The following is a 25,307-nucleotide window of genomic DNA, read 5'->3' on the forward strand; positions in this document are numbered from 1 at the left end:
TTAAATTGAAAGCATATAGCCTTTACCGCGAACAGTGACAATACGTTTTTGATCTTTCTCATCGTTCAGCTTTTTACGTAAACGACCCACTAACACGTCTACTGTGCGATCGTTGGGGCTCCAATCGGGCTGGCCAATTTCTTCTGATATTTTTTCACGGGAAGTCGCTTTACCAGCATTACCAATCAAACAAATAAGCACTTTGTGTTCTGCTTCAGTCAGTCGTGATTCAATCCCACTGGCTGTAATAAGGGTGCGATTATCTGGATGAAGCTTAAAATCGGCGTATTCAATAAACTCTTCACTGTCATCGTCGCTGTGATTATTGGCAACTCGTTTGTATAGGGCGCGCATTCTTAGCTCAAGCTCAAGTAAATCTACCGGCTTGCAAATATAGTCATCGGCACCTTGAGCAAGGCCTGCAATTCGATCGGCTTGTGAGTCACGACTCGATAATAAGATAACGCCAATATCGGTGAGCGTATTTAGCTCTTTGGCAAGTTGTAAACCGTCGCGTTTTGGTAGCACAATATCAATTATTGCCAAGGAAATAGTATTGCGCTGACTTACGCGGCTTTTAACAACATTTAACGCATCGGCCCCAGTGGGGTCAACGTCAATAGAAAACTCGGTATTTATAAAATGATTTTGGATGCGCTTTACGAGTAGTTCGTCATCTTCAACCAATAAAACATTAATTGCCATAGTCTGTTATTTTTTTAGTTTCAGCTTTACATATTAGCATCATTGATGGCCTGTATAACACAGAGATCGTTGTTTTTCGGTAACATTATATTACGAATTGGTCTAATAACATTACTTTTGTAATGCGCACTTTTCACTTGAGCGACAAAGTGCGCATTATGGTTACTAATCTTTATACATTGAATCCCACCATTGTGGTTCATTTTTTAAGTTTTTGTCAAAGTAAGCCAACATGGTGTTCCACCAATTAAATCGCTTATCGCGCGCAAATATTTGGTGATCCGCTCCTTTGTACTCTATCATTTCAACGTCTTTATTAAGCAGTTTTAGTGCGGTATACATAGTTAAGCTTTCGCCCACAGGCACATTGGTATCACTGTCACCATGAATAAGCAGTAATGGTGTGGTTACTTTATCAGCATGGAATACAGGGCTATGCTGGCTGTAAAGTTGAGGATTATTCCACGGAAAGCTATTTTTTGAGGCTTCGCCTGAGTATAAATAACCCCACCATCCTTCACCCCAGTATGACGTTAAGTTTGAAATACCGGCATGCGCAATAGATGCGCTAAACATATCGGTTTTGGTGGCAAGCAGCATAGTCATAAAGCCACCATAAGATGCACCAAGATTACCTACTTTACTACTGTCTACAAAATCATATTTAGCTAAAAATGCCTCTGTGCCTTGCATAATGTCATCGGCGGTATAGTCGCCCCAAGCATTTACATGTTGTGCTGAAAAAGTTTGCCCAAAACCCGTTGCGCCGGTTGGTTGTACAACATAAACCACATACCCGTTTGCTGCCCATAAGTTAAAAGGGTAGCGGCCCGTAAACCCGCGTGTTACTGGTGAGGTGCCACCATAATAATAAACAAGAGCAGGGTACTTCTTGGCTTTATCAAAATTGCTTGGCAGATAAACACGGCCAGAGATTTCTACGCCACGCTTATTGGTAAAGTTAAATTCTTCAAGCGCAGGAATAGTCGTATTGGCATATGCAATCTGGTTTGAGTCCCAAATGATCTCTACCTTGTTTTTACTTACGTCTAAGCGCTTGAGTTGTTGAGCGCTCGACGCATTGCTGCCACTAATTAATAACTGGGCATTGCGCGTATTTGAAAAGCTAAATTGCTGCACAATATCAAAGCCTGTATTTAACTTTTTAAAGCGCTGTTTACTCAGGTCAAATAAATACAGTGGTTGGGTATCTTTTTCTGTCACTTTGATTAGCGCATCACCATTGCTTAGTACTTCTAATGTGCCAATTGCGGGGTCAAACTGTTTGCTTAACGCCGTTACTTTTTTGGCATTATCAGTTAGTAAGTACAGCTGGCCATCGTAATTATTAGCCAGCATGTTCTTTGGTAATGTTCTGCCTGCACCATTCTTAAAATCAGGGCCTGCAACAACATAAATATTGTTTGCGGCATATTTAGCTTGATTAAAGGTTTTAAACTTACCTAATGATTTTATGCTGTTGGATTTTAATGTAAGTTCAACCAACTCAGTCTCTGGGTGAGTTGAGGCTTGCATCGCCATTACTGGACGGCTTATTAATAGTTTTCCACGGTTGCTGTTAGCATCTTCAAGTTGATGGCTCAATACGCCTTCAGTTAGGGCTTTGGTTAAACCACTGTTGGTATCGAGTAAATATAATTGGCTAACCGTACGGGCATATGACCAACGATCTTGAAGACCTTTATGGTGCTTGGTTAGGCTGTTATTTTCTTCTGGCGATTTTGACCAACTAAATATAATACTGCTGTCGTTATAAAAGTTGAAATTACTTGCGCCTTCAAGGCCAGAGGCTAAGGTTTTAATTGTTAAGTTTTTACGGTTTAGTTGCTTTAATTCACCGTTTAGTAAATAAACTAAAAATTGGTTATTAGGGCTCCAAATGAACTGACTTGGCTGGGCTGCTTCAAATCGGTATACCGTTTGGTTATTAGTATTTTTAAGCTCGGTTGTGGTAATGGCGTCGTTGCCGGTTTTGTCACTATAGTGCTTGGTTGTACTTAAGTAATGTTTGGCATCAGGCGACAAAGAGAGGGCACTAATAGTTGGGGCGTCAAACAATTGCTTAGCCGATAAGCGCTTGGTTTTATTTGTCGTTAGGGTCACGACGTCAGTTTCTGCTTTTGGCACAAACTCTAAGCTAACATCATTCCAATTAGCAACCTGTTGAGCGATGACGACCACGGTATGTGAGCCGTTATTTAAAGCAAGCTGATAGCGTTGGTTTTCACCAGTTTGCTTCTCACCATTGATAAAAACCTGGCCTTGCTCTATTCCTTTAATGTTTAAGGAGCCTTGAGTAAATCGGTTAGTTTCCAAATTAAATTTAAGTGCTTGTAAACCGCCTAAAGTAAGCGCGTTAATTTTATCAAGTGGTTGCCACTTGTGTTTTTTACCAAATACAACAAAGCTTTCTGTATTTAATTTAAGTTGTGCAATTAGATTATTTATAATCACATCGCTATGGGGTGTGTGAAATGGCTTAGCTTGCATATCTTCTGCAAGAGGACCAATAAATTGGATTTTTGATTGATCGAGTGAGGCGGCTAAGGTCGTTAAACTCAGACTACTTAATGTTAGTAGGGTTGCTAAGTAAGTAAAACGTTTTGCGTAACGATGCCAAGGTGCGCTTAAATTCATTGTTATGCCTATTATTATTGGGTATTTGGCCAAATATAGCATGTATTGTTATGATGCTCATATATCCAATATAGAGGAAAAAAAGTGACACTATTAATCATTTACATGGTTACAGCGATTGTGATTTCGTTTTTGTGTTCAATAATGGAGGCGGTGCTATTAAGCATTTCGCCTAGTTATGTTGCATTGCTGCGCAAAGAGCGTCCAGTGCTGGCGAAGCAGCTTGAAAAGCTAAAAAGTAATATTGATCAGCCATTAGCGGCTATTTTAACGCTTAATACAGTTGCCCATACTGCTGGTGCCGCAGGGGTAGGTGCACAAGCCGCCGTTGTATTCTCAGATGCTGCAGTGGGGATTGCATCTGCAATTATGACTTTATTGGTACTGGTGTTATCTGAGATTATTCCAAAAACCTTGGGTGCCAATTATTGGCGTGCTTTAACACCGAGTGTGACTTATGGTTTACGTATTTTGGTGTTAGTACTTAAGCCGTTTGTATGGGCTGCACAAAAGCTAACCAATTTGATGGGGCAAAAGCATAATGAGGCCTATTATATTCGCCAAGAAATAGAAGCGATGGCCGATATTGGCAGTGAGTCAGGGGCACTTCATGCTGATGAATCAGAGATCATCCGCAACTTACTGCACTTTAGACATGCAAAACTAACCGATTTAATGACTCCGCGTACGGTTATTTTTAAAATTCATAAAGACCTTACTGTTAATCAGTACTTAAGTGAACATGGCTCTTCCTCATTCTCTCGAGTGCTAATTTACGACAAAGATGCTGACGATATCATAGGGTTTGTTCATAAAAACGATATCATGTTGGCATACCACCGCTTAGGTACAGACTACAAAATTAGTAAACTGGTTAAGCCTATTTATACCGTACCGAGTACGCAAAACGTGTCGTCGTTATTACAAACATTACTCACCAAGCGAACCCATATTTGTTTAGTGATTGATGAATACGGTGATGTACAAGGCATTGTAACCCTAGAAGATATGATCGAAGCGTTAATGGGTTTAGAAATTGTTGATGAGCGAGATCAATCTACCAACATGCGTGCCGTGGCTAAACAACGTTGGCATCAACGTTTAGCTGATAGTGAACATATCGTCAGCGCCGACGATAACGAACCTCGTTAGGAGGTCTGTAAATATCAACAGACAAAGGTCAGCAGGCCCTAGTTATTATTTGTTTTAGTGGCTGTTTTTATCCAGTGCTGTGCCCATGAGATAAATTCAGCTTTTGCTTTTGGGCAGCTAAACAAAAATCCTTGTATAGTTAAGTCTGTTTGATAGTGCTTTAGGTAGGCAAGTTCTTCTGGGCGCTCAACACCCTCAGCAACAAGTTGTAGCTGCTCTTGGTTAGTCATATTAATTAATGAGCTGACCACCACTTGCGAAAACTTATCGGTTTCAATATGGCTTATAAAAGAGCGGTCTATTTTAACTTCAGTGAAAGGAAGTTGTTTTAGTTGATTAATATTAGTAAAGCCAGTACCAAAGTCATCCAGCGAAATACCAAAACCAAATATTCTGAATCTATTTAAGGTTTCTAACTGAGTGTAGCTTGAAAGGGCATGTTGTTCGGTTATTTCAACAACCACATCACTGGGAAGCACGCCGTGCTTTTGTAATAGCAGCAATAACTTATTAGGGCAGTTCAAATCATTTAACTGGCATGGCGACATATTAAATGACAATTTTAAGCTTTCTCCTAATTGCTCTTTAAGCTGCTTTAAGTCATTGCAGGCTTTTTCAAACAGCGTAAAAGTAATGTCATTGATTAAGTCACATTGCTCTGCAAGGCTTATAAAGCGGCTTGGTAAAATAACGCGTTCGTTTTTATTTGAAACAATGCGAGCCAATACTTCAACACTTTGTATTTGGTTATTGTTTATATTTATTTTAGGTTGGTAATACGGTGTTATTTCATTATTTTTTAATGCGTTAATCAGCTTAGCTTTAGTAATTGGGCGCTCTTTTACAAGTGTGTGGCTGTTTAACTGCGCTATTTTGGCAAGTAACGTATTTACCTGATTTAATTGCACAGGCTTGGTAAGATTACCAATTAAATGCACATTGTGCTGCTTGGCTAGGTCAGCTGCTAGGCTGATTATTTTAGGGTCCATTTCAGAAATAATAACAATCGCACCGCAATAGCCTATTTCACCTAAATTACGAATTAACTCCATACCATCCATTTCTGGCATATTCAGATCAGTAAATATGGCGTCATAAAAGTTTATATCAGGCTTTACTTTCTCTAATGCTGTAACTGCGCTTAAGCAAGTGGTGACTTCTGGCATTTCGAGCTCATTAAAAATCGCTTTCATAACAATTAAAATGGCTTTTGAGTCATCAACAACGAGTATGTTTGGCAATTGAGTTCGCATTGGTGTCCTTGGTAGTTGTAGCTTACTTCCTGTAATACTAAAAATAGTCGCTTGAATTGTTTTTGTCAGTATTTCAGGCATTTTTACCTTAAATTGTTGCTAATAAAATGATGCTAGCTCACTCGTGTTTTTTTGGTGGAAAGGTATACTAGCGGCATAATTTATAATGGTTAGAATAATGATAAAAGTCGAACTCTCTCTGGCAGAGCAACCGTTTACGCTGATGATAGCAGAGCAGCAAGTTGTAAAAATATTTCATGATCAGCAAGCGATTGCATTTGAAAACCCACGTGAAAATTATGTCGAGTTTATGCTTGATGAGCAGTTAATTGGTATTGATAGCAGCGAAGTAAGCCAGCAAAGCTTGGCGCTATATGTAAATAATCAGTTTGCAACTCAGTTAGCTTTACCTGCAGCAGCACAAGGCGAACCTAAAAAAGGGTTTTTAGGGCTCGCGGCGCTTGGCTTTAAATTATTTAAAAGTGCTAAAGTTGTTAAAGTGGCGCTTGCCAGTGCATCGGTGGCTGGTTATGCGTGGCTGTTTACCATTGAATTTGCGTTAATGCTGATTGCTTGCCTGGTGGTACACGAATATGGCCACGTACGAGCTATGAAGTATTTTGGCATTAAAACCAAAGGCATTTATTTAATTCCTTTTGTAGGCGGGTTAGCCGTTAGCGACGATAAAATAACTACGCGCTGGCAAGATGTGGTTATATCACTTATGGGCCCTGCCTTTGGTTTATTTACTTCTGTGCTTGGTGTAGTGCTTTATTACGCTACGGAAATGGAAATATTTGCAGGTGTTGCAGTGCTTAGTGCACTACTTAATTTATTCAATTTACTGCCTATTTTACCGCTTGATGGCGGGCATGTATTAAAAAGCATTAGCTTTTCAATGCGCTCATGGGTTGGTTTAAGTGTGTGCTTACTTGGCGTGTTATTTGGTTTATGGCTTAGCTATACGTTTGGCTTAATGCTTTTAGTGTTCTTTTTGTTTGTTGGGGCGCTGGAAATTGTGTTTGAATGGCGCGGCCGCCATTACTCACATTTACTGCCATTAGATAAATACGGCCAAGGTTTTTCCGCGGTAATGTATGCACTCGTCGTTGCAGGGCACATTGCGGTAATGATGCATTTTGCAGATTCAGAAAACGCGATATTAAGCTTACCGATGAAGATTTTATCAAGCTAAGTAAGCGCGGGCTGTAATATAAGTTACAGCCCAGTTAGATTAATAAAAGCTCAATATGAGTGAAATAAATACTCCAGTAATAACAAGCTGTACCACGCAAAAACCCATAATATCTTTAGCTTTTAACCCTGCAATGGCTAATACCGGTAAGGCCCAAAAGGGTTGAATTAGATTCGTCCACGCATCTCCCCACGCCACAGCCATAGCAACCCTTGCCATATCTGCACCAAGCTCTTGTGCTGCAGGGATAACAATAGGCGCTTGGACTGCCCATTGTCCGCCACCGGATGGCACAAACATATTAACGAGTCCTGCACTAATAAAACTGTAAAATGGCAAGCTATCGGCATCCGCTATGGCAATAAAGCCCTGCGATATTTGTTGTGCTAACCCTGTATCGACCATAACCGCCATAATACCGGCATAAAAAGGGAACTGAATTACAATTCCCGCGCCACTCGGAATCGCTTGTTGTAGGCTATTTAGTAAATTGTGGGGGGTCTGATGTAGTGTGATAGCTAAAAATAAGAAAAGCGCTATCACGCTGTTGAGATTTAAGCCGCCACCTGCGATAAAAAAGTAATAACCTAAGTAGGCAAGTCCGAGTAAGCCAATGCCCATGCCTAGCAGTTTGCTTTGTTCTAAATGTTGCGCAGGGCGTGTTATTGTTACTCTATCGAGTAGAGTGTTCTTAAGCTGTGATGGGTCAATATAAACACTGTCTTTTTCACTCGGTAGCATGTAGCGGTTAACCAACGGCATAATAATAAATAAGCCAATCAGAATCGCAATGTTAAAACCTGCGAACAAGGTTTGCTCGGTGCCAATAATCCCCATTGTTGCCTGTGAAAAATGCCCTTGGCTGGCAATGGTTAGTGGTACGGAGCCTGCCAATCCGCCGTGCCATACTACAAAACCTGAGTAAGCACTTGCTACTAAGAGCCGATAATCTACTCGAGTCTGCTTAGCAATAGCCTTAGCAAATAAAGCTCCAATCACTAATCCAAACCCCCAATTAAGCCAGCTTGCTAAAAGCGAGATAAATGTCACTAAAATAATGGCTTTTGGGGCCGTATTAGCAAGCGTTGCTAATTTTGTTAGTAACTTACTTATTAAAGAGGTACTGGCGAGCATATAGCCTGTTACTAGCACCAACAGCATTTGCATGGCAAAGCTTAGTAAGTTCCAAAACCCGCTACCCCATGATGTTATTACCTCAAGTGTGGTTGCAGGAGTCGCTAAATTCGCAATGCTCAAGGTAATAATAGTGAGCATAATGACAAATATAAATGGGTCGGGTAAGTAGCGCTCAACGAGCTTAGTAAACGGGCTGGCAACTTTATTTAGCATAATTAATAACGAGTTAGTGAAAACTTATTTGCTAATTAATCATGAAATCTTAGGATTAGCAAACACCGCTTTGAATAACCACTCAGTAAGGCAGGTTTTTTAAAGGTTGCTGATGAGGAGAATGTTACTAGCAAATATTTACCCTGGCAGATATTTGCTAGTTTTATAATTAAGCGTTGCCTAACACATGTTTTAAACGATTTTGTACTTCTTGCACCAGTAAGTCAGGCTGAAATTTTGATAAAAATGCATCACAGCCGACCTTTTCCACCATGGCTTGGTTAAAGCTGCCACTTAAGGAGGTGTTAAGTACCACATGTAAGTTTTTTAAGCGGTTGTCGTTACGTATTTCATAGGTTAATCGATAACCATCCATTGAAGGCATTTCGGCATCGGTAATCACCATAAGTAATTCTTTTTCAACATCGCGGCCTTCATCGGCCCAACTTTTCAGCATATTGAGTGCTTCCAAGCCATTACTGGCAGGAACGATTTCGATACCAAGCTGCGATAGCGTATCGCTAACTTGCTTGCGTGCTGTTGGCGAGTCATCAGCATGTAGTATTTTTCGCCCAGAGAATTCGTTAACTATAGTTTGGTCTAACACTCCATCTGAAATATTAACCTCGTACTCAACTATTTCAGCCAGTACTTTTTCTACATCTATAATTTCTACTAAGTGCTCCACGTCGTCGCGCTGTACTTTAGTAAGTGCAGTAATGTAATGATTTTTACCCACTGAGCTGGGTGGTGGCATAATATCAGACCAGGTCATGTTCATGATTTGATCAACTTTACCAATTAAAAACCCTTGGGTGGTACGGTTATATTCAGTCACTACTAAATTACAATCTTCACCATGCTCTTTGTGCGACATAGAAATGGCTTGGCGTAAATCAATCACCGGAATAGATTCACCTCGTATATTGGCAACACCCGTCACCTTAGGGTGAGAGTGCGGTATTTTGCTTAAACGGGGAAGCTTCACTACTTCTTTAATTTTAAATACATTGAGTGCAAATAAATGGCGACTATGTAAATAAAAAAGTAGCAATTCTAAACGATTCTCACCTACAAGCTGAGTACGTTGATCAACTGACGCTAAAACACCTGACATAATAGATCCATTCTTTCCTCATAACTTAATAACTATAGTTTACTCTTATTTTTATTCATAACGAACCGTGAATATTTCGATTACAGTAAAACGTTGCTTAAGTGTTATGATGTGCAGTATCGTGTTACCAAATGATTCAAATAATCAATCGATTAACAAAAAATTATGCATCATATTTTTAAACGTATTGTTGTGCTGTTGCGCAGTCACATTGATCAGGTTAGTTGGCAGTCTGTTGTAATAGCAACGTCTTTACACATGCTACTTACTTGGTGCTTATTATTTATGGCTAATGAGCAAGCACTACTTTCGCCAGGGACCTTTTTTTACTACTACACGGTAACCACTTCAACGGTAGGGTATGGAGACTTAAGTCCATCATCTGACTTGGGCCGTTGGATTGTCGCATTAATACAAATACCCTTTGGTTTGGCTTTATTTGGTGTCTTGTTAGGTAAAACAGGGCAAACAGTAACTTACTTAATTAGGCGCGCTATGACTGGTGATAAAAACTTTGCTCACAGTAGTAATCACATTATTATTTTTGGTTGGCATAATGCTCGAACAAAAAAAATGATCGACTATATTTTGGCTGATACTAAACGTACAGACCGCCGTATTTTATTGGCGGTTACTGAACAAATAGAGCATCCATTTTTAAGTAATGAGAATGTTGATTTTGCTCGTTTGACTAGTTTCACCGATTTGGATGAATTAGAACGCGTTGCCATTCGCCATGCCGATAAAGTGATTATTGATGGCCAAGATGACGACCAAACATTTACTACCGCACTGCGTATTAGCCGTTTAGTCAAAGAAGATTGTCACATTAGCGCACACTTTTTTGATGAAACGAAAGTGGAAATGTTATTAGAGCATTGCCACAATGTAGAGTGTAGTAGCACTAAGTCAGCAGAGATTTTGGTGCGCTCAATGCAAGATCCAGGCTCAAGTCGAGTTCAAGAAGAGTTGTTATCTACTTTGCATGGTGATACGCAATTTAGCCTACAAATACCCAGTGATATAAAAACCATGGAATTTGGTAAATTATTTCATCATTTTAAGTACGATCATGATGCAATATTGTTAGGTGTTGCTCATAATTTAAGTGCAAAGAATATGGATTTAAATCCACCTCTAGATTATGCAGTAAATGCGGGTGATATTCTGCATTACATCGCGCAAGAGCGGGTGTTAAGTGGTGAAGTTGATTGGCTTAGCTTGGAAAAATAATGACTGAAGTTGCTTTTTTAATTATTGTTTTATGTGCTTATATTTTTCCTATCATGATAATTCTTAACAGTAAGCGTAGCCAAGGCCATGAAAAAAATGGCTGGCTAGTCGGCGCTATCTTCTTTTCGTGGGTAGCGCTGATTCTTTACTTTTCGATTGTGCCCAAGCAAGGGCACGCCAAGAAAAAGTAAAGAATGAGTACCTTTTGTTACTTATTCTAATTGTCTCAGTTTATGCTCAACAAGTGGGTCGTCAGGCACGAGTTGTTGAGCAACTTCTAATAGCTTAATGGCATCATTTGGGCTTTCGTCTTGATGCTTAATAGCTACCTCTATTAAAGGTTGAATATCAATTTTCGCTTGATGCTCTTTAACGTGCGCTGCTTTTTCGTCGATTAAAATAGTGTGAGCCGTACTTAATAACGCTTGGCGATGTGCCGATTTAGCGTTGGCTTTATTAAGTTTTTTATAATAATCCTCTTTTAAACGCAGTGTTTTTGTTTGCAGCCTAAATTGCGCGATGTCGATTTGCTGATCACGAATAAAATCAACCGCTACTTGTTTATAAAAGCCAAACTTATTTAAATAGGTGGCGTGAGTGCCGTGACCCATACCAAACACGCGTAAGTGAGTGAGCTGTTTATAGCGTTTAGCATGTTGGCGGTCAATACGATTGGTTGGGTCGTAAATAATGTAACCCTTGGCATCCCCTAAGTCTAAGTCATGGTAGTCACCTTGCCAGTCATATTGCTGAGCAATTTCAGTACTTGAGCGGTCATCCCAAGGGGCGATAAGTTTGTTTTTGGTGCTAACAGGATGGAAAAGCAGTACTTTATCGAGCTTGAGTAACTTAGCAAATGCACCCACAGCAAAGCCGCCACGACTGAGCCCATAGCCTAACTTAGTTTTAAAAGGAGAGAGTAAAGTTGATAGCTGCTCAATAAAAAAGATTAAATTGCGGTTACGAAACCAATTGCTTTTACCCAAATGCTGAAACGCAATAATATTAACATCTTGCTTTTGCGCTAAATGATAGCCCCAAGGGGCAAAGTCTTCATTTAGATCGCGTTCTTGTATATCGGTGCCCGCAGGAGAAAAAGTAAAAAGTAGGGGTTTAGTGAGGTCAACAAAGTGATATTTTACATACACATCACCGAGTAAATCTCCACCAGAGGTTGGTAGTTTTGCTTGCCTCTCATCATCGCTGAGAGTTAACCATTCATCTAACCAATACAGTAATTTCATTTTTCCTCCAGTAAACGCAAGCCGCAGATCATAACAAATTTGGCCCCATAAGAAAATCGAGCGGTGACATGCTGCGCTGGTGGAGTACTATTTTAATGAAGAAAATGTAGTTATTTTAGTGGTTTATTTCGCCATATTTAAAATTTCATGCCAATCATTTTCGGTCACTGGCATGACCGATAAACGCCCGCCTTTTTTAAGTGCTATATCAGTTATAGCTGTATTTGCTTTGATCGCTTGCAGGCTGACTAAACTACTCAAATGCGCCTGATAGGTTATTTCTACCACAAACCAGCGAGGGTTTTCAGTGGTTGCCTTAGCATCGTAATAGTCGCTACTTAAATCAAATTGCGTTGGATCAGGGTAAGCAGCCTTAGTAACCACACCAAGTCCTGCAACGCCAACCTGTTTGCAGCTAGAATGATAAATCATCACTAAGTCGCCCTGCTTTACATCATCGCGAATAAAGTTACGCGCTTGGTAGTTGCGTACACCTTCCCATAGCGTTGTTTGCTCTGGCGCTTGCTTTAAGTCATCAATTGAAAAGGCGTCGGGTTCGGTTTTAAAAAGCCAAAATGCCATATTAAATTTCCTCAATCAGTGAGTTAGTATTTTTTAACTATTGTATAGTATCATTTATAAATTAGGGGATTGAGGAAGAAATAATGAGCCAAGTATTAGATGATTTATTGTCGCTGTTGTCACTTGAAGAAATTGAGCAAGGTTTATATCGAGGACAAAGCCAAGATTTAGGTTTTAGAGCGGTGTTTGGCGGTCAAGTTATGGGGCAAGCGCTTTCAGCAGCTAAAGAAACACTGCCTGCGGGGCGTATTGTTCATTCCTTACATTCTTATTTTTTACGTCCAGGCGACGCTGCAAAACCGATTGTGTACGATGTAGAAACTATACGTGATGGTAAAAGTTTTAGCACTCGACGTGTCAGTGCGATTCAGTACGGTAAACCTATTTTTTACATGACAGCGTCGTTTCAAGGTGAAGAGCAAGGGTTATCGCATCAGGCAACCATGCCTGATGTTCCAGCTCCTGAAGAACTGCGTTCTTCGTTAGAGTTTTATCAAGAAAATGCACAGCATATTCCTGAAGCAATCCGTAATAAGTTTATTCGTGAAATGCCGATTGAAATGCGCCCGGTGAACTTTCATAACCCCTTTAAACCTGAAGCCCTAGAACCGGTAAAACATATTTGGTTTAAAGCCAATGGCGATATGCCGGACGATCAACGTATTCATAATTACTTATTGGCGTATGCGTCTGACTTTGAGTTTTTACCAACCGCGCTGCAGCCACATGGTGTGTCGTTTATGCAGCCGAATATGCAAGTAGCGACCATAGATCATGCTATGTGGTTTCATCGTCCATTTAGAATGGATGATTGGATGTTATATACCATTGATAGCCCAAGCGCGAGTTCGGGACGAGGGCTGGTACGTGGGCAGTTTTTTGACCGCCAAGGAAATTTAGTTGCCTCGACGATTCAAGAAGGGGTAATGCGCCAGCGCTAACTCTTTAAAATCCACTATATTGAGTTAATTCAATACAGTGGATAATAAGAGTATGTTACTGACATTGAGCGTGAACAATGTCAGTAATTGATTGCCAAATACGTGCTGGCAACAGTGTTTGCAGTTGCTTGTAGGTCTCGCACAGCTCTTGGCTTCCTTGTAAGCCGCTATCAGATTCACTAATAAGCTTTTGTTCGCGAAGATTGGAAATAAAACTACTAAGTACCTTCTTATCAAAAAACTCCGGCGTTTTAATACCATGTAACGTACCCAAACGCTGTGCCAACACATAGCTTTCACGTTCCAGTTCTGCTTTTGCAATACCTTGGCTGGTTTGAATAAAGCCAATCACAATCGCATAACGTTGCAGAGTAAAGCTTAATGCACGACCAAGCATTTCGAGTTTGGCAAAGCTATCGTTATTTTGAGTCACTTTAATGTTATCACCATCAAGCTCAATTAAGCCTTGATCGCTAAAGTTAGTTAAAATGCGGGTTACATAGCTTTCATCAAGCTCTTGTAAATACCACTCTTTGGCGAATAACGGATAAAAAGATTTTACCAATTGATGGCAGCGAGTAACGCTACTTTGATGCTGCTTGAATAAATGCAGGGCAACTAAACTAGGCACTGCAAAAATATGCAAAATGTTATTACGGTAATAGTTAAATAAGGTTTTTTCTTTATCGTTTATCGCAATAATTTCACCAAACTCATCACTGATCACATCAAACTTATTCAACTTTAAGGCGTGTTCTAGCAGTTGCTCTGGCGTTTCATCGGGTGCGGTTATTTTATTGCTGTAGCTAGCTTCACGTTGTAATCGCAAATAAAACTCAAGCTGAGCTAGCAATTTAGGTTTACTCAATGCGTGCTTATCGTTTACTAGCAGAATCATCGCCAGTAAGTTAACTGAGTTAAGTGCGGCTGCATTGTTAATTTTAACCATAACCTGATCAGCAAGATTAGCCACCTGCGGCCCTAACCATTGTGGCTTTTGCACGTCGGTAGCATGAATTGACTCGCGCCAGTCTGGCTGGTTGTCATTTAGGTATTGGTTAATAGAAATAGGGTCACCAAAATTTAAATAACCACGACCATAGTTTTTTAAGTTTTTAATCGCTTTAAAAATACCTAATATCGACTCGCCCTTTTTATCATTACCCGCGAGCTCTTTTAAGTAGGTGTTTATTTCCATTACGTGTTCGTAGCCTATGTATACAGGCACAATAGATACTGGGCGATCAATACCGCGCAGCATTGCTTGTAATGTCATGGCGAGCATGCCGGTTTTTGGGGGGAGTAAACGTCCGGTTCTGCTGCGGCCACCTTCGGTATAAAACTTAACCGAATAACCTTTTATAAATAACTGGCTCAAGTACTCTTTAAATACCGCTGAGTAGAGTTTGTTACCAGCAAATGAGCGACGAATAAAAAATGCACCACTGCGGCGGAATATGCCACCTGCAGGGAAAAAGTTGAGGTTGATCCCAGCTGCAATATGCGGTGGTACAAGGCCTTGATGATAAATAGAGTAGGTTAGCAGTAAGTAATCCATATGACTTCGATGACAAGGCATGTAGATTATTTCATGGCCTTTATTGGTTAGGTCATGAATTTGCTCGGTGTACTTTATATCAATGCCATTATAAAGCTTATTCCAAAGCCACGTTAATATACGATCCGCAACGCGGATGGTGGCATCACTATAATTAGCGGCAATTTCATCCAGCAACTTCAAGGCGTTTTGTCGCGCTTGGGCTTGGCTGATGTTTTTTTCAGTGGCCTCGGTTTGAATTGCTTTTTTTATTGTTGGTGATGCCAGCAGTGAGCTAAATAACTGATCACGAGATGGTATTTTAGGCCCTGTAGCAGCCAGCTTTTGACGTTTAAAGTGAACTCGAGCTACACGCAACAGCTTATGAGGAAGTTCATTAACGTCGGCTTTTTCATTAACCAATAAAGATAAGTCGAGTGGCTGGCTAAATCGAATAAAGTTATCTCTTCCTGAAAAAAGTACCACAAAGATTTTTCTAAACCAGCTGGGCGTAAGTGAGTGCGAAAGTAAAGTGCTTAATCCTGGCTTTTCTTTACCCGGCGCTCTGCCCCATAAAATAGTCACAGGCACAACCTGGACATTTTTTTGGCCACTATTTAATAAATGCTCAACAATGTGTTTGCCTTGCGCTAATGCATTGGTAGGTTTTTCTTTATCACCAAATAGCGGGGGAGGGTTTTTAATGCCGATAAAGCGATCTAACGCCTCGTCACCTAATACTTGCTGCTCTGTTGGGTCTGGTAAACCATTTCGTTTACAAACACGTGCCAGTGCCGCTAAATCAAAGCGTGAATTTAAACGCACTATATAAAAGGTCGGGTTTTTAGGGTTCAGCTCAAATTGCTCTAAAGGTTTTTCAGGCAGTACTTTGCTTTTGACAAACAAGCGGCTGATACCACCAGAGATAAGATTTAAACCATAATTTAAAATACGCATTGACTCACCATAAGAGAGTAGTTACCCAAACCAATATGGGTATATAACAGCAAAATTAGCGCATAGGATAACATAATATCTAAAAAATCCCCTGCAGATTAATCGACAAGCTATGACATTATAAAGACATCATCACCTCTATTGCGTTCACTATTAATAAACTTAGCTATTTTTTAAACGACAATAACAAAGTAATAATGTCTAAATAGTTGTTGCATTTATCACCAGTACCATTATAATACGCAGGCTTTCAAAATTCCCTCGGGAACAAGAAAGAATAAATTAAGCTTGGATTTCAAGCTAATAAACAGGAGTTCCGATTTGGAACTCAACGTAGATATAATCAAACAACCGGCATCTTAATTATTAAGATTGTTTCGGTCGTTTTTTTATGCTCTTTAAATGCTCTTTATATTGAGGTTTAAGAATGTCAAATCAACGCATTCGTATTCGCCTAAAAGCTTTTGACCACCGTTTGATTGACCAATCAACGGCGGAAATCGTGGAAACTGCGAAACGCACTGGCGCACAAGTACGTGGTCCAATTCCACTACCTACACGCTTTGAACGTTTTACTGTACTTACATCACCGCACGTTAACAAAGACGCGCGTGATCAGTACGAGATCCGCACCCATAAACGTCTGATCGACATCGTAGAACCAACTGACAAGACTGTAGACGCACTTATGCGTTTAGACCTTGCTGCTGGTGTTGATGTTCAAATCAGCCTGGGTTAATCGGAAGATTAGAGAGGTTTTAGGAAAATGGCATTAGGTCTAGTCGGTCGTAAAGTGGGTATGACACGTATCTTCACTGAAGATGGTGTATCTATCCCTGTGACAGTTATTGAAGCGACTCCTAACCGCATTGCTCAGATCAAATCTGACGCAACAGACGGTTATAACGCGCTTCAAGTAACCGCAGGCACTAAAAAAGCAAGCCGTGTAAACAAAGCAACAGCGGGTCACTTCGCTAAAGCTGGTGTTGAAGCGGGTCGCGGTCTGTGGGAATTCCGCCTAAATGGTGGTGAAGGCGATTTTGAAGTAGGCGCTGAGCTTACTGTTGAATTATTCAACGAAATCAACAAAGTTGACGTAACCGGTACTTCTAAAGGTAAAGGTTTCCAAGGTGGTGTTAAGCGCTGGAATTTCAGCATGCAAGACGCTACACATGGTAACTCTCTATCTCACCGTGCTCCTGGTTCAATCGGTCAAAACCAATCACCTGGTAAGGTGTTTAAAGGTAAGAAAATGGCCGGTCAAATGGGTAATGAGCAAGTAACAACTCAGAACCTTGAACTAGTTCGCGTTGACGCTGAGCGTAACCTGCTTTTAGTTAAAGGTGCAGTACCTGGCGCCATCGGCGGTGACGTTATCGTTAAACCAGCTGTTAAAGCATAAGTCCTGGAGATTTAGTGATGGAATTAGCAATTAAAGACGCTTCTGGCGCTCTTGAAGTTTCTGAAGCTACTTTTGGACGTGAGTTTAACGAAGCATTAGTACACCAAGTAGTTGTTGCATACGCAGCAGGTGCTCGTCAAGGTACTCGTGCTCAGAAGACACGTTCTGAAGTAAGCGGTGGTGGTAAAAAACCATGGGCTCAAAAAGGTACTGGCCGTGCACGTGCTGGTACAATCCGTAGTCCAATTTGGCGTTCAGGTGGCGTTAGCTTCGCAGCTAAACCACAAGACCACAGCCAAAAAGTAAACCGTAAAATGTACCGCGGTGCGATCAAAAGCATCTTATCTGAATTAGTTCGTCAAGAGCGTTTAATCGTTGTTGAAAGTTTTGGTCTTGAAGCACCAAAAACTAAAGAACTAGTTGCTAAGCTTAAAGAACTTGAGCTTAAAGATGTTCTTATCGTGACTGAAGAAGTAGATGAAAATCTTTTCTTATCGGCACGTAACCTGTACAAGGTTGACACACGTGATGTAGCTGGTATCGATCCTGTAAGCTTAATTGCTTTCGATAAGGTACTAATTACAGCTGCTGCTGTTAAGCAACTTGAGGAGGCGCTAGCATGATCCGTGAAGAACGTCTTTTAAAAGTGATCCTTGCTCCACACATCTCTGAAAAAAGCACAATTGCTGCTGAAGAAAACAACACAATTGTTTTCAAAGTAGTAAATGATGCAACTAAAGCTGAAATTAAAGCGGCAGTTGAGAAGCTTTTTGAAGTAGAAGTAACTGGTGTTCGCACACTTAACGTTAAGGGTAAAACAAAACGTACTGGCATGCGTTTCGGTCGTCGTAGCGACTGGAAGAAAGCTTACGTTACTCTTAAAGAAGGTAGCGAGCTGGACTTTGTCGGCGGCGCCGAGTAATAAGGGGAGTTAGAATTATGGCACTTCAAAAGTGTAAGCCAACTTCTGCGGGTCGTCGTCACCTAGTTAAAGTGGTTAACCCAGATTTACATAAGGGTAAACCTTACGCACCACTATTAGAGAAAAACTCTAAATCAGGTGGTCGTAATAACAATGGTCGTATTACGGTTCGTCATATCGGTGGTGGTCATAAGCAGCATTACCGTTTAATCGATTTTAAACGTACTAAAGATGGCATTCCAGCCACTGTTGAGCGTTTAGAATATGATCCAAATCGTAGCGCAAACATCGCTCTTGTATTATATGCAGACGGTGAGCGTCGTTACATTATCGCACCTAAAGGCTTAAAAGCTGGCGATGCAATCCAGTCTGGTGTTGATGCACCAATCAAACCTGGTAATGCATTACCAATGCGTAATATGCCTGTAGGTTCGACTGTTCACAACGTAGAATTAAAACCAGGTAAAGGTGCTCAAATCGCACGTTCTGCTGGTGCATACGTTCAAATCCTTGCTCGTGATGGTCAATATGTAACATTACGTCTTCGTTCAGGCGAAGTTCGTAAAGTTGAATCTGATTGTCGTGCTACGCTAGGTGAAGTAGGCAATGCTGAGCATATGCTTCGTTCACTTGGTAAAGCAGGTGCAAATCGCTGGCGTGGTATTCGTCCGACAGTTCGTGGTGTTGCCATGAACCCGGTTGATCACCCACACGGTGGTGGTGAAGGTCGTACATCTGGTGGTCGTCATCCTGTGTCTCCATGGGGTAAACCGACTAAAGGTGCTAAGACGCGTAAGAACAAGCGTACGGATAAATTTATAGTACGTCGTCGTACTAAGTAATATTGAGGAATAGCCATGCCACGCTCTCTCAAGAAGGGTCCTTTTATAGACCTACACTTGCTGAAGAAGGTAGAGAAAGCTTTGGAAAGCGGTGAAAAGAAGCCAATTAAAACTTGGAGCCGTCGTTCAATGATCATACCTAACATGATCGGATTGACCATTGCTGTCCATAATGGTCGCCAGCATGTACCAGTTTTCGTTTCTGACGAAATGATCGGTCACAAACTAGGTGAATTTGCACCAACTCGCACTTACCGTGGCCATGCTGCGGATAAGAAAGCGAAGAAACGTTAAGAGGGGAAGATAAATGCAAGCATTAGCTAAACATAAATTCGCCTCTGGTTCGGCGCAAAAAGCACGTCTAGTTGCAGATCAGATCCGCGGGTTACCTGTCGATCGCGCACTAGAAATCCTGGCGTACAGCCCGAAAAAAGCGGCTGTATTAGTTAAGAAAGTACTTGAGTCTGCTATTGCTAACGCAGAGCATAACGAAGGTGCTGACATTGATGAGCTACGTGTAACAACGATCTTTGTGGACGATGGTCCAACAATGAAACGTATTATGCCACGTGCTAAAGGACGCGCAGACCGCATCCTTAAGCGTACAAGCCACATCACTGTTGTGGTTTCAGATAGCTAGGAGATATAAGTAATGGGACAAAAAGTTCATCCTACTGGTATTCGCCTAGGTATATCTAAACCTTGGGTTTCTACCTGGTACGCGAATTCAAAAGATTTCTCTGCACAGCTTTTTGGCGATCACAAAGTACGTACATTCCTTACTAAGGAATTGAAAGCGGCTTCTGTGTCTAAAATCGTTATTGAGCGTCCAGCAAAATCTATCCGAGTAACTATTCACACGGCTCGTCCGGGTGTTGTTATCGGTAAAAAAGGCGAAGACGTAGAAAAATTACGTCAAGCGGTAACTAAAATCGCTGGTGTACCTGCTCAGATTAATATTTCTGAAGTACGTAAACCAGAACTAGATGCACAACTAGTAGCAGACGGCATTGCCTCTCAGCTAGAGCGTCGTGTTATGTTCCGTCGCGCTATGAAGCGTTCGGTACAAAATGCAATGCGCATCGGTTCTAAAGGGATTAAAGTTGAAGTTAGCGGTCGTCTTGGCGGCGCAGAAATCGCACGTTCAGAATGGTATCGTGAAGGTCGTGTACCTCTACATACTCTTCGTGCTGATATCGACTACGCAACTTCTGAAGCCTTAACCACTTACGGTATCATTGGTGTTAAAGTTTGGATCTTCAAAGGCGAAGTTATTGGTGGTTTACCACTAGTACAAGAGCAAGAGAAGCCAGCTAAACGCGCACCAAAGAAAGCCAAAAAAAGTGCTAAGTAGAGGTAGCGAGTAATGTTACAGCCAAAACGTACAAAATTCCGTAAAATGCATAAAGGCCGCAACCGTGGTCTAGCGCAAAACGGTAACAAAGTAAGCTTCGGTACTTTCGGTTTGAAAGCTACTGGTCGTGGCCGCATGACTGCTCGTCAAATCGAAGCAGCTCGTCGTGCTATGACACGTCACGTGAAACGTCAAGGTAAAATCTGGATCCGTGTCTTCCCTGACAAGCCGATCACAGAAAAGCCTCTTGAAGTTCGTATGGGTAAAGGTAAAGGTTCTGTTGAATATTGGGTTGCTGAAATTCAGCCTGGTAAAGTACTTTACGAAATGGAAGGTGTTTCAGAAGAGCTTGCTCGTGAAGCGTTTAACCTTGCTGCTCGTAAGCTGCCATTCAAAACAACTTTCGTAACTCGGACGGTAATGTGATGAAAGCAAACGAACTAAAAGATAAAAGCGTAGAAGAGCTTAATGCTGAACTTCTAGGTCTTCTTCGTGAGCAGTTTAACCTGCGCATGCAAGCAAGCACTGGTCAGCTAGCTCAGACACACACGCTAAGAACAGTACGTCGCGATATCGCGCGTGTAAAAACAATTATTAACCAGAAGGCAGGTCAATAATGAGCGATAAAATTCGTACTCTTCAAGGCCGTGTAATCAGCGACAAGATGGAAAAATCTTTCACTGTTGCTATCGCACGTTACGTGAAGCACCCAATCTATGGGAAATTCATCAAACGTACGACTAAGTTACACGTACATGACGAAAATAACACTGCAAAAGCGGGTGACACTGTCACTATCCGTGAATGCGCTCCAATCTCTAAGAACAAATCTTGGACTTTGGTAGATGTTGTTGAACGTCCAAAACAAGCTTAATTTTTAATTAAGTCTGTTTTAAAAGAAACCCCAGCTTTTGCTGGGGTTTTTTTTGCGTTTAAAAAAGCGATAAGTTTGAAGCTTTCAGCCTTCAGAAGTAAGTAAATTATAGCGTCGAAGTTTGGGTTGAGTGTTACGAACCTAAGTGCAAAAAATAATATTATAAAATAGGTGTAAGAAAAGCCTTTGCGTAAGCAAAGGCTTATGTTTTCTGCGAAGCCCGAAGCCCGAAGCCCGTTTACCAAATCATCTCTACAAATTCAGGATGATCAATATACGGGTTACGATTTCCCTGAAATTCAAACGCTGCTTGGTTGCGGTCTAATTCCATTTGGCTAACAGGATCGTTGTTATGCCACTTTAACAGCATGGCCACAACCCAGCTTTCAAATACTTGGGTACTGGTGCCATTAAGCACGTCATTACTAGCTGCGGTGTTATTTTGCCAAGCACCAATTACGTTTTGATAACGGGTTGCCATGTAAAAATAAGCACGAGCAAAGTCACCTTTAAATTCATCAATAGGTTCAAACACAGTACCGTTGTAATTAATCGTATTACTTGCAGAGCCTAATTTACTGCCGTTGGTTGAGGTAAACGAAGCGCTTGCTACTTCACCGAATGGGAAGTTGCTTCGTTTTGAATTTACATAACCGTCAGTGGCGTAAATATGATGAACATCAGAGTTCATCGGTTCAACTTTTCCACCAAACCAACTTTTAGGGAACGAATGCTCTCGGTTGTAGCAATCTGCCTCACCACTGTAGGTGCCACATTGATCGCTAACGGCTGTGTATGTGTAGCTATCAGAGCCATTGGGCTTCTCGCTGTACATATCTAAAATACTATTATCGTTTTCATAGTATTTATCACGCGCCGATGCGTCGTAAAAATTCCAAATAGCGGAATACCCCTGAGCATTATGATTATTAATAATGTTATAAAGCTCAGTTTTTAGCGTGTAACCAGACAAGCCTTGAGTTGTCACATAGTAGCCGGTTGGCGTCGGTGTTGGCTCAGTGCTTCCTAATGAGAAAGCAGTAGCCTCGGTTGTTTGAAAACTAGCTCCACTGGCGAGCAATGTGCTTTCATTATTCAAGGCGTAGCTACCACTACCATATGAACAGCAAATACCATCGCCATAGCTGTCATTAATAGTAAATGTATACTCACCATCGGCTACGCATAATTGTTCGGTATATTGGGTGTTTGCAGCATACCCACTTCCGCTTGCAACGACACCGGTTTGGTTGTGCGCTATTTGCCAGCTGGTTTCTTCGCCGTAGTTATCTGTGGTTAGGCTAAAAGTAAGGCCGTTATCTGCGCAGCTTGGAGAGCCACTGCTGTCATTACTAGGCAAGAAGTTATCAACATAAACTAACTCGCTACCATCAAATCCCGTTGTATCATAAAAGCGTAAGCCGACATCAATGGTTTTATTACTATCGGCTGTGTAGCTGTAAGTAATGGTTTGCCATTGGTTGGTTTGTGCTGGATTTGAATAGCCTTGATAACCATCTATCAACAAACGCGCCTTAAGATGGCCTTCGGTATGATACACATCTACTGAGAACTCATAAGTTTTACCCATTTCAACAGCGACTTGCTGCAAAAAATCAGTATTGCTTTGTGTGCCTGTATTAACGCTAATCGCTGCTGCTTGTGAGCCTGTGCTTACGACTGTGCTGTTGGCAGATACGTTAATACCGCTATCAATCACTGTCCACGAATCTGGGGTGTTGCCACTGTATTGTTCAAAGTTGCCATTAACCACATTAGCCATCGCGGGTAATGAGGATAATAACAAGGTGCTCAAAAGTAATTTGTTTTTATATATACCGTGTAACATAGGTGTTCCTATTTATATTTTTGCGTAATATACCTTAGAACATTAAAGTTACAAAATTGTTAAATTAAAATTTCATAAAAGACAATAAAACCCTTTTAGGTCTATTTCGCAGGTTTTTAGGTAACTTAATAACTAAATGGAATATCAAAGCAGATTCTATTCTTTTTTTATCTATGCTTAGGCGGCTATCCTGCATACTCAATTAACCTCAACAGAACTTTCTGAGTGAGGTGGCACTCATTTTTAAACAATGTGAACAGGCATTGTGTTTAACGTTCAGGGTTATGAGGAAAAATTCATGTTGTTAGGTCAACTCAATGCGCTAGCAAGTCCGCTTTCGCAAGAGCAAGTACAAAAGCTACAAGGTTTAGTGGCTGAGCTTAATCCAATTCAGCAAGCCTGGGTTAGCGGCTACTTAGCTGCTAATGCTAATTCTGCAGCGCTAGGCGCACCAGCTTCAGTTACACCCGCAACCTCGGAAGCGGCAGCGTTGACCATTTTATATGGTTCGCAAACAGGTAATGCTAAAGCGGTGGCGACTAAACTTAAAGAGCAAGCTGAGTCTCGCGGCTTAGCAACTAAACTGGTTAGTATGTCAGATTACAAACCGACAGCCCTGAAAAAAGAGAAGTTTTTAACCGTTGTTGTATCGACTTACGGCGAGGGTGAGCCACCAGAAGACGCCGAAACACTGTATGAATTTTTAATTACTAAAAAAGCGCCAAAGCTTGATGGTGTCAAAGTTGCAGTATTAGGTTTAGGTGATTCTAGCTATGAATTTTTCTGCCAAACCGCTAAAGACTTTGAAGAGCGTTTAACTAAATTAGGTGCAGAGGTTATTCATCAACGCGCCGACCTAGACGTTGATTATGATGACGAAGCAGCCACTTGGATTGAGGGCGCATTAAATGCGTTTGAACCAGACTTAAAAGCCCAGCAAGATGCAACTAGCGGTCAAGTTGTATCAATGCCATTTGGCGCTCCTGCAGCAGCGGCTAGTCAGTACACAAAGCAAAATCCGTTTGCGGCAGAGCTAAGCTTAGTGCAAAAAATTACCGGTCGTGATTCAACCAAAGATGTACGCCATGTTGAAATTTCACTAGAAGGGTCAGACATTGCGTATACACCTGGTGATTCACTCGGTATTTACTTTTTAAATGATGAAGCCCGTGTAGATGAGCTACTAGCGCAAACGCAAATTGATCCAACTAGCCGCGTTAAACTTGGCGATGAAGAACTCAGCGTACGTGATGCCTTAATTGAAAAACTAGAGCTAACACAATCCTACCCTGGGTTTGTTGAAAAGTACGCCACGGCTACAGGCACGCCTGAGCTGCTTAAACTAGTAGAAGATAAAGGCGCAATGCGCGAATACATTGAGCCTCGTCAAATCTTTGATGTGGTTGCACAAAACCCAGCTAAATTAGAAGCGCAAACACTAGTTGATTGCCTGCGTAAATTACAAGCACGTTTATATTCAATTGCTTCTAGCCAAGCTGAGGTTGAAGATGAGGTGCACTTAACTATTGCATTGGTTGAGTTTGAAGCGTTTGGCACAGAGCACTTAGGTGGTTGTTCAGGGTACTTAGCACGCCGCGCAGAAGAAGGCTGTAAAGTAAAAGTATTCAGTGAACATAACGATAACTTCCGCTTACCAGTAAGCGATGACACACCAATTATTATGGTTGGCCCAGGTACTGGTATTGCGCCATTTCGCGCCTTTTTACAAGAGCGTGATGCACGAGAAGCAACAGGTAAAAACTGGCTGTTTTTTGGTAACCCACACTTTACTCAAGACTTCTTGTACCAAGTAGAAATTCAAGGGTATTTAAAGTCAGGTTTACTAAGTAAGGTCGATGTGGCGTTTAGCCGTGACCAAGCAGAAAAAGTTTATGTACAAGACAAGTTACGTAAAAACTCAAAAGAAGTGTTTGATTGGTTAGAAGCGGGAGCTCATTTTTATGTGTGTGGCGATGCTAACCGCATGGCAAAAGATGTGCACAATGCCTTAGTTGATATCATTAGCGAAAACACTGGTAAAAGCTATGAAGACGCAGAGCAGTACTTAAAAGACTTAAGAAGCGCAAATCGCTATCAGAAAGACGTGTACTAAGTGCACATTGCTTACTTTATAAAAAAT

Annotated in this window: 26 protein-coding genes; 17 read left to right on the forward strand and 9 right to left on the reverse strand. The window is 41.1% G+C overall.

Annotation, left to right across the window (positions count from 1 at the left end; translation table 11 throughout):
* Together ACNSN3_RS00095 and ACNSN3_RS00100 are read right to left on the reverse strand one after the other, a co-directional pair.
* Nucleotides 1–705: a response regulator transcription factor gene (locus tag ACNSN3_RS00095; RefSeq protein ID WP_008108280.1), complete on the reverse strand. Its 705-nt coding sequence runs from the start codon at nucleotides 703–705 to the stop codon at nucleotides 1–3.
* 165 nt (nucleotides 706–870) lie between these two features.
* Nucleotides 871–3,363 carry an alpha/beta hydrolase family protein gene (locus ACNSN3_RS00100; RefSeq protein ID WP_418608056.1) on the reverse strand — a complete coding sequence of 831 codons (2,493 nt, stop codon included), beginning with the start codon at nucleotides 3,361–3,363 and terminating at the stop codon, nucleotides 871–873.
* An 84-nt stretch (nucleotides 3,364–3,447) separates the two neighbouring features.
* On the opposite strand from ACNSN3_RS00100, the gene ACNSN3_RS00105 reads away from it, so the two are divergent.
* Complete coding sequence (locus ACNSN3_RS00105; protein ID WP_008108284.1) at nucleotides 3,448–4,515, forward strand: hemolysin family protein; 1,068 nt, start codon at nucleotides 3,448–3,450, stop codon at nucleotides 4,513–4,515.
* Nucleotides 4,516–4,553: 38 nt separating this feature from the next.
* Here the strand turns inward: ACNSN3_RS00105 and ACNSN3_RS00110 are convergent, their stop codons facing one another.
* A complete protein-coding gene (locus ACNSN3_RS00110) occupies nucleotides 4,554–5,768 on the reverse strand; it encodes an EAL domain-containing protein (RefSeq protein WP_418609017.1) in 1,215 nt (404 codons plus the stop codon).
* A gap of 178 nt (nucleotides 5,769–5,946) precedes the next feature.
* On the opposite strand from ACNSN3_RS00110, the gene ACNSN3_RS00115 reads away from it, so the two are divergent.
* A complete protein-coding gene (locus ACNSN3_RS00115) occupies nucleotides 5,947–6,963 on the forward strand; it encodes a metalloprotease (RefSeq protein WP_418608058.1) in 1,017 nt (338 codons plus the stop codon).
* Nucleotides 6,964–7,002: 39 nt separating this feature from the next.
* Here the strand turns inward: ACNSN3_RS00115 and ACNSN3_RS00120 are convergent, their stop codons facing one another.
* Both ACNSN3_RS00120 and ACNSN3_RS00125 read right to left on the reverse strand, forming a co-directional pair.
* Complete coding sequence (locus tag ACNSN3_RS00120; RefSeq protein WP_418608059.1) at nucleotides 7,003–8,313, reverse strand: short-chain fatty acid transporter; 1,311 nt, start codon at nucleotides 8,311–8,313, stop codon at nucleotides 7,003–7,005.
* Nucleotides 8,314–8,482: 169 nt separating this feature from the next.
* Nucleotides 8,483–9,430, reverse strand: coding sequence for a chemotaxis protein CheV (locus tag ACNSN3_RS00125; RefSeq protein ID WP_010391933.1), 948 nt, complete (start codon nucleotides 9,428–9,430; stop codon nucleotides 8,483–8,485).
* A 165-nt stretch (nucleotides 9,431–9,595) separates the two neighbouring features.
* Between ACNSN3_RS00125 and ACNSN3_RS00130 the strand changes: the two genes are divergently transcribed.
* Nucleotides 9,596–10,663, forward strand: coding sequence for a potassium channel family protein (locus ACNSN3_RS00130; protein WP_010391935.1), 1,068 nt, complete (start codon nucleotides 9,596–9,598; stop codon nucleotides 10,661–10,663).
* Nucleotides 10,663–10,854: a hypothetical protein gene (locus ACNSN3_RS00135; protein ID WP_418608062.1), complete on the forward strand. Its 192-nt coding sequence runs from the start codon at nucleotides 10,663–10,665 to the stop codon at nucleotides 10,852–10,854. Before ACNSN3_RS00130 ends, ACNSN3_RS00135 begins: the two co-directional genes overlap by 1 nt.
* Before the next feature lie 21 nt (nucleotides 10,855–10,875).
* Here the strand turns inward: ACNSN3_RS00135 and ACNSN3_RS00140 are convergent, their stop codons facing one another.
* Together ACNSN3_RS00140 and ACNSN3_RS00145 are read right to left on the reverse strand one after the other, a co-directional pair.
* Entirely contained in the window at nucleotides 10,876–11,907 is a 1,032-nt protein-coding gene (locus ACNSN3_RS00140) for a hypothetical protein (protein WP_010391939.1), read from the reverse strand.
* 123 nt (nucleotides 11,908–12,030) lie between these two features.
* Nucleotides 12,031–12,489, reverse strand: a complete 459-nt coding sequence (locus ACNSN3_RS00145) for an EVE domain-containing protein (RefSeq protein ID WP_010391941.1) — start codon at nucleotides 12,487–12,489, stop codon at nucleotides 12,031–12,033.
* 83 nt (nucleotides 12,490–12,572) lie between these two features.
* Here ACNSN3_RS00145 and tesB point away from each other — a divergent pair, with 83 nt between their 5' ends.
* Nucleotides 12,573–13,430 carry an acyl-CoA thioesterase II gene (tesB, locus tag ACNSN3_RS00150; protein WP_010391943.1) on the forward strand — a complete coding sequence of 286 codons (858 nt, stop codon included), beginning with the start codon at nucleotides 12,573–12,575 and terminating at the stop codon, nucleotides 13,428–13,430.
* Between the two features lie 55 nt (nucleotides 13,431–13,485).
* On the opposite strand, the gene plsB is transcribed toward tesB, so the two are convergent.
* Nucleotides 13,486–15,924: a glycerol-3-phosphate 1-O-acyltransferase PlsB gene (gene plsB / locus ACNSN3_RS00155; RefSeq protein WP_010391947.1), complete on the reverse strand. Its 2,439-nt coding sequence runs from the start codon at nucleotides 15,922–15,924 to the stop codon at nucleotides 13,486–13,488.
* A gap of 427 nt (nucleotides 15,925–16,351) precedes the next feature.
* Between plsB and rpsJ the strand changes: the two genes are divergently transcribed.
* The 11 genes from rpsJ to rpsQ are packed head-to-tail and all read left to right on the forward strand — an operon-like array spanning nucleotide 16,352 to nucleotide 21,318.
* Nucleotides 16,352–16,663: a 30S ribosomal protein S10 gene (gene rpsJ / locus ACNSN3_RS00160; RefSeq protein WP_002957900.1), complete on the forward strand. Its 312-nt coding sequence runs from the start codon at nucleotides 16,352–16,354 to the stop codon at nucleotides 16,661–16,663.
* Between the two features lie 27 nt (nucleotides 16,664–16,690).
* Complete coding sequence (gene rplC / locus ACNSN3_RS00165; protein ID WP_008108338.1) at nucleotides 16,691–17,326, forward strand: 50S ribosomal protein L3; 636 nt, start codon at nucleotides 16,691–16,693, stop codon at nucleotides 17,324–17,326.
* A 17-nt stretch (nucleotides 17,327–17,343) separates the two neighbouring features.
* Nucleotides 17,344–17,949 (forward strand): 50S ribosomal protein L4, encoded by a 606-nt coding sequence (rplD, locus tag ACNSN3_RS00170; protein WP_008108340.1) that lies wholly within the window; start codon nucleotides 17,344–17,346, stop codon nucleotides 17,947–17,949.
* Nucleotides 17,946–18,248: a 50S ribosomal protein L23 gene (gene rplW, locus ACNSN3_RS00175; protein WP_006791359.1), complete on the forward strand. Its 303-nt coding sequence runs from the start codon at nucleotides 17,946–17,948 to the stop codon at nucleotides 18,246–18,248. The genes rplD and rplW overlap by 4 nt, the downstream gene beginning before the upstream one ends.
* A 17-nt stretch (nucleotides 18,249–18,265) precedes the next feature.
* On the forward strand, nucleotides 18,266–19,090 hold the full coding sequence (gene rplB, locus ACNSN3_RS00180) for a 50S ribosomal protein L2 (RefSeq protein WP_007376192.1): 825 nt from the start codon (nucleotides 18,266–18,268) through the stop codon (nucleotides 19,088–19,090).
* Nucleotides 19,091–19,105: 15 nt separating this feature from the next.
* A complete protein-coding gene (gene rpsS / locus ACNSN3_RS00185) occupies nucleotides 19,106–19,384 on the forward strand; it encodes a 30S ribosomal protein S19 (RefSeq protein ID WP_004588689.1) in 279 nt (92 codons plus the stop codon).
* 13 nt (nucleotides 19,385–19,397) lie between these two features.
* The gene (gene rplV / locus ACNSN3_RS00190; RefSeq protein WP_004588690.1) at nucleotides 19,398–19,730 is read left to right on the forward strand and encodes a 50S ribosomal protein L22; all 333 of its coding nucleotides are present in this window, start codon (nucleotides 19,398–19,400) and stop codon (nucleotides 19,728–19,730) included.
* A gap of 12 nt (nucleotides 19,731–19,742) precedes the next feature.
* Nucleotides 19,743–20,444 carry a 30S ribosomal protein S3 gene (gene rpsC / locus ACNSN3_RS00195; protein ID WP_008108350.1) on the forward strand — a complete coding sequence of 234 codons (702 nt, stop codon included), beginning with the start codon at nucleotides 19,743–19,745 and terminating at the stop codon, nucleotides 20,442–20,444.
* A gap of 12 nt (nucleotides 20,445–20,456) precedes the next feature.
* On the forward strand, nucleotides 20,457–20,870 hold the full coding sequence (gene rplP, locus ACNSN3_RS00200) for a 50S ribosomal protein L16 (RefSeq protein WP_008108352.1): 414 nt from the start codon (nucleotides 20,457–20,459) through the stop codon (nucleotides 20,868–20,870).
* On the forward strand, nucleotides 20,870–21,061 hold the full coding sequence (gene rpmC / locus ACNSN3_RS00205) for a 50S ribosomal protein L29 (RefSeq protein WP_008108355.1): 192 nt from the start codon (nucleotides 20,870–20,872) through the stop codon (nucleotides 21,059–21,061). The genes rplP and rpmC overlap by 1 nt, the downstream gene beginning before the upstream one ends.
* Nucleotides 21,061–21,318, forward strand: coding sequence for a 30S ribosomal protein S17 (rpsQ, locus tag ACNSN3_RS00210; RefSeq protein WP_008108356.1), 258 nt, complete (start codon nucleotides 21,061–21,063; stop codon nucleotides 21,316–21,318). The genes rpmC and rpsQ overlap by 1 nt, the downstream gene beginning before the upstream one ends.
* Nucleotides 21,319–21,556: 238 nt before the next feature.
* On the opposite strand, the gene ACNSN3_RS00215 is transcribed toward rpsQ, so the two are convergent.
* Entirely contained in the window at nucleotides 21,557–23,167 is a 1,611-nt protein-coding gene (locus ACNSN3_RS00215) for an endonuclease (protein ID WP_418608071.1), read from the reverse strand.
* A 298-nt stretch (nucleotides 23,168–23,465) separates the two neighbouring features.
* Here ACNSN3_RS00215 and ACNSN3_RS00220 point away from each other — a divergent pair, with 298 nt between their 5' ends.
* Entirely contained in the window at nucleotides 23,466–25,280 is a 1,815-nt protein-coding gene (locus ACNSN3_RS00220) for an assimilatory sulfite reductase (NADPH) flavoprotein subunit (protein WP_418608073.1), read from the forward strand.
* Nucleotides 25,281–25,307: the final 27 nt, after the last annotated feature.

It is taken from the genome of Pseudoalteromonas sp. US3C1004 (assembly GCF_048401065.1).
GTDB lineage: Bacteria > Pseudomonadota > Gammaproteobacteria > Enterobacterales > Alteromonadaceae > Pseudoalteromonas > Pseudoalteromonas undina.

Excerpts from the sequence above, each read along its gene's own strand:
- ACNSN3_RS00095 (WP_008108280.1), bottom strand. The coding sequence starts at position 705 with ATGGCAATTAATGTTTTATTGGTTGAAGATGACGAACTACTCGTAAAG.
- ACNSN3_RS00100 (WP_418608056.1), bottom strand. The coding sequence starts at position 3,363 with ATGAATTTAAGCGCACCTTGGCATCGTTACGCAAAACGTTTTACTTAC.
- ACNSN3_RS00110 (WP_418609017.1), bottom strand. The coding sequence starts at position 5,768 with ATGCGAACTCAATTGCCAAACATACTCGTTGTTGATGACTCAAAAGCC.
- ACNSN3_RS00115 (WP_418608058.1), top strand. The coding sequence starts at position 5,947 with ATGATAAAAGTCGAACTCTCTCTGGCAGAGCAACCGTTTACGCTGATG.
- ACNSN3_RS00120 (WP_418608059.1), bottom strand. The coding sequence starts at position 8,313 with ATGCTAAATAAAGTTGCCAGCCCGTTTACTAAGCTCGTTGAGCGCTAC.
- ACNSN3_RS00125 (WP_010391933.1), bottom strand. The coding sequence starts at position 9,430 with ATGTCAGGTGTTTTAGCGTCAGTTGATCAACGTACTCAGCTTGTAGGT.
- ACNSN3_RS00130 (WP_010391935.1), top strand. The coding sequence starts at position 9,596 with ATGCATCATATTTTTAAACGTATTGTTGTGCTGTTGCGCAGTCACATT.
- ACNSN3_RS00135 (WP_418608062.1), top strand. The coding sequence starts at position 10,663 with ATGACTGAAGTTGCTTTTTTAATTATTGTTTTATGTGCTTATATTTTT.
- ACNSN3_RS00140 (WP_010391939.1), bottom strand. The coding sequence starts at position 11,907 with ATGAAATTACTGTATTGGTTAGATGAATGGTTAACTCTCAGCGATGAT.
- ACNSN3_RS00145 (WP_010391941.1), bottom strand. The coding sequence starts at position 12,489 with ATGGCATTTTGGCTTTTTAAAACCGAACCCGACGCCTTTTCAATTGAT.
- tesB (WP_010391943.1), top strand. The coding sequence starts at position 12,573 with ATGAGCCAAGTATTAGATGATTTATTGTCGCTGTTGTCACTTGAAGAA.
- plsB (WP_010391947.1), bottom strand. The coding sequence starts at position 15,924 with ATGCGTATTTTAAATTATGGTTTAAATCTTATCTCTGGTGGTATCAGC.
- rpsJ (WP_002957900.1), top strand. The coding sequence starts at position 16,352 with ATGTCAAATCAACGCATTCGTATTCGCCTAAAAGCTTTTGACCACCGT.
- rplC (WP_008108338.1), top strand. The coding sequence starts at position 16,691 with ATGGCATTAGGTCTAGTCGGTCGTAAAGTGGGTATGACACGTATCTTC.
- rplD (WP_008108340.1), top strand. The coding sequence starts at position 17,344 with ATGGAATTAGCAATTAAAGACGCTTCTGGCGCTCTTGAAGTTTCTGAA.
- rplW (WP_006791359.1), top strand. The coding sequence starts at position 17,946 with ATGATCCGTGAAGAACGTCTTTTAAAAGTGATCCTTGCTCCACACATC.
- rplB (WP_007376192.1), top strand. The coding sequence starts at position 18,266 with ATGGCACTTCAAAAGTGTAAGCCAACTTCTGCGGGTCGTCGTCACCTA.
- rpsS (WP_004588689.1), top strand. The coding sequence starts at position 19,106 with ATGCCACGCTCTCTCAAGAAGGGTCCTTTTATAGACCTACACTTGCTG.
- rplV (WP_004588690.1), top strand. The coding sequence starts at position 19,398 with ATGCAAGCATTAGCTAAACATAAATTCGCCTCTGGTTCGGCGCAAAAA.
- rpsC (WP_008108350.1), top strand. The coding sequence starts at position 19,743 with ATGGGACAAAAAGTTCATCCTACTGGTATTCGCCTAGGTATATCTAAA.
- rplP (WP_008108352.1), top strand. The coding sequence starts at position 20,457 with ATGTTACAGCCAAAACGTACAAAATTCCGTAAAATGCATAAAGGCCGC.
- rpmC (WP_008108355.1), top strand. The coding sequence starts at position 20,870 with ATGAAAGCAAACGAACTAAAAGATAAAAGCGTAGAAGAGCTTAATGCT.
- rpsQ (WP_008108356.1), top strand. The coding sequence starts at position 21,061 with ATGAGCGATAAAATTCGTACTCTTCAAGGCCGTGTAATCAGCGACAAG.
- ACNSN3_RS00215 (WP_418608071.1), bottom strand. The coding sequence starts at position 23,167 with ATGTTACACGGTATATATAAAAACAAATTACTTTTGAGCACCTTGTTA.
- ACNSN3_RS00220 (WP_418608073.1), top strand. The coding sequence starts at position 23,466 with ATGTTGTTAGGTCAACTCAATGCGCTAGCAAGTCCGCTTTCGCAAGAG.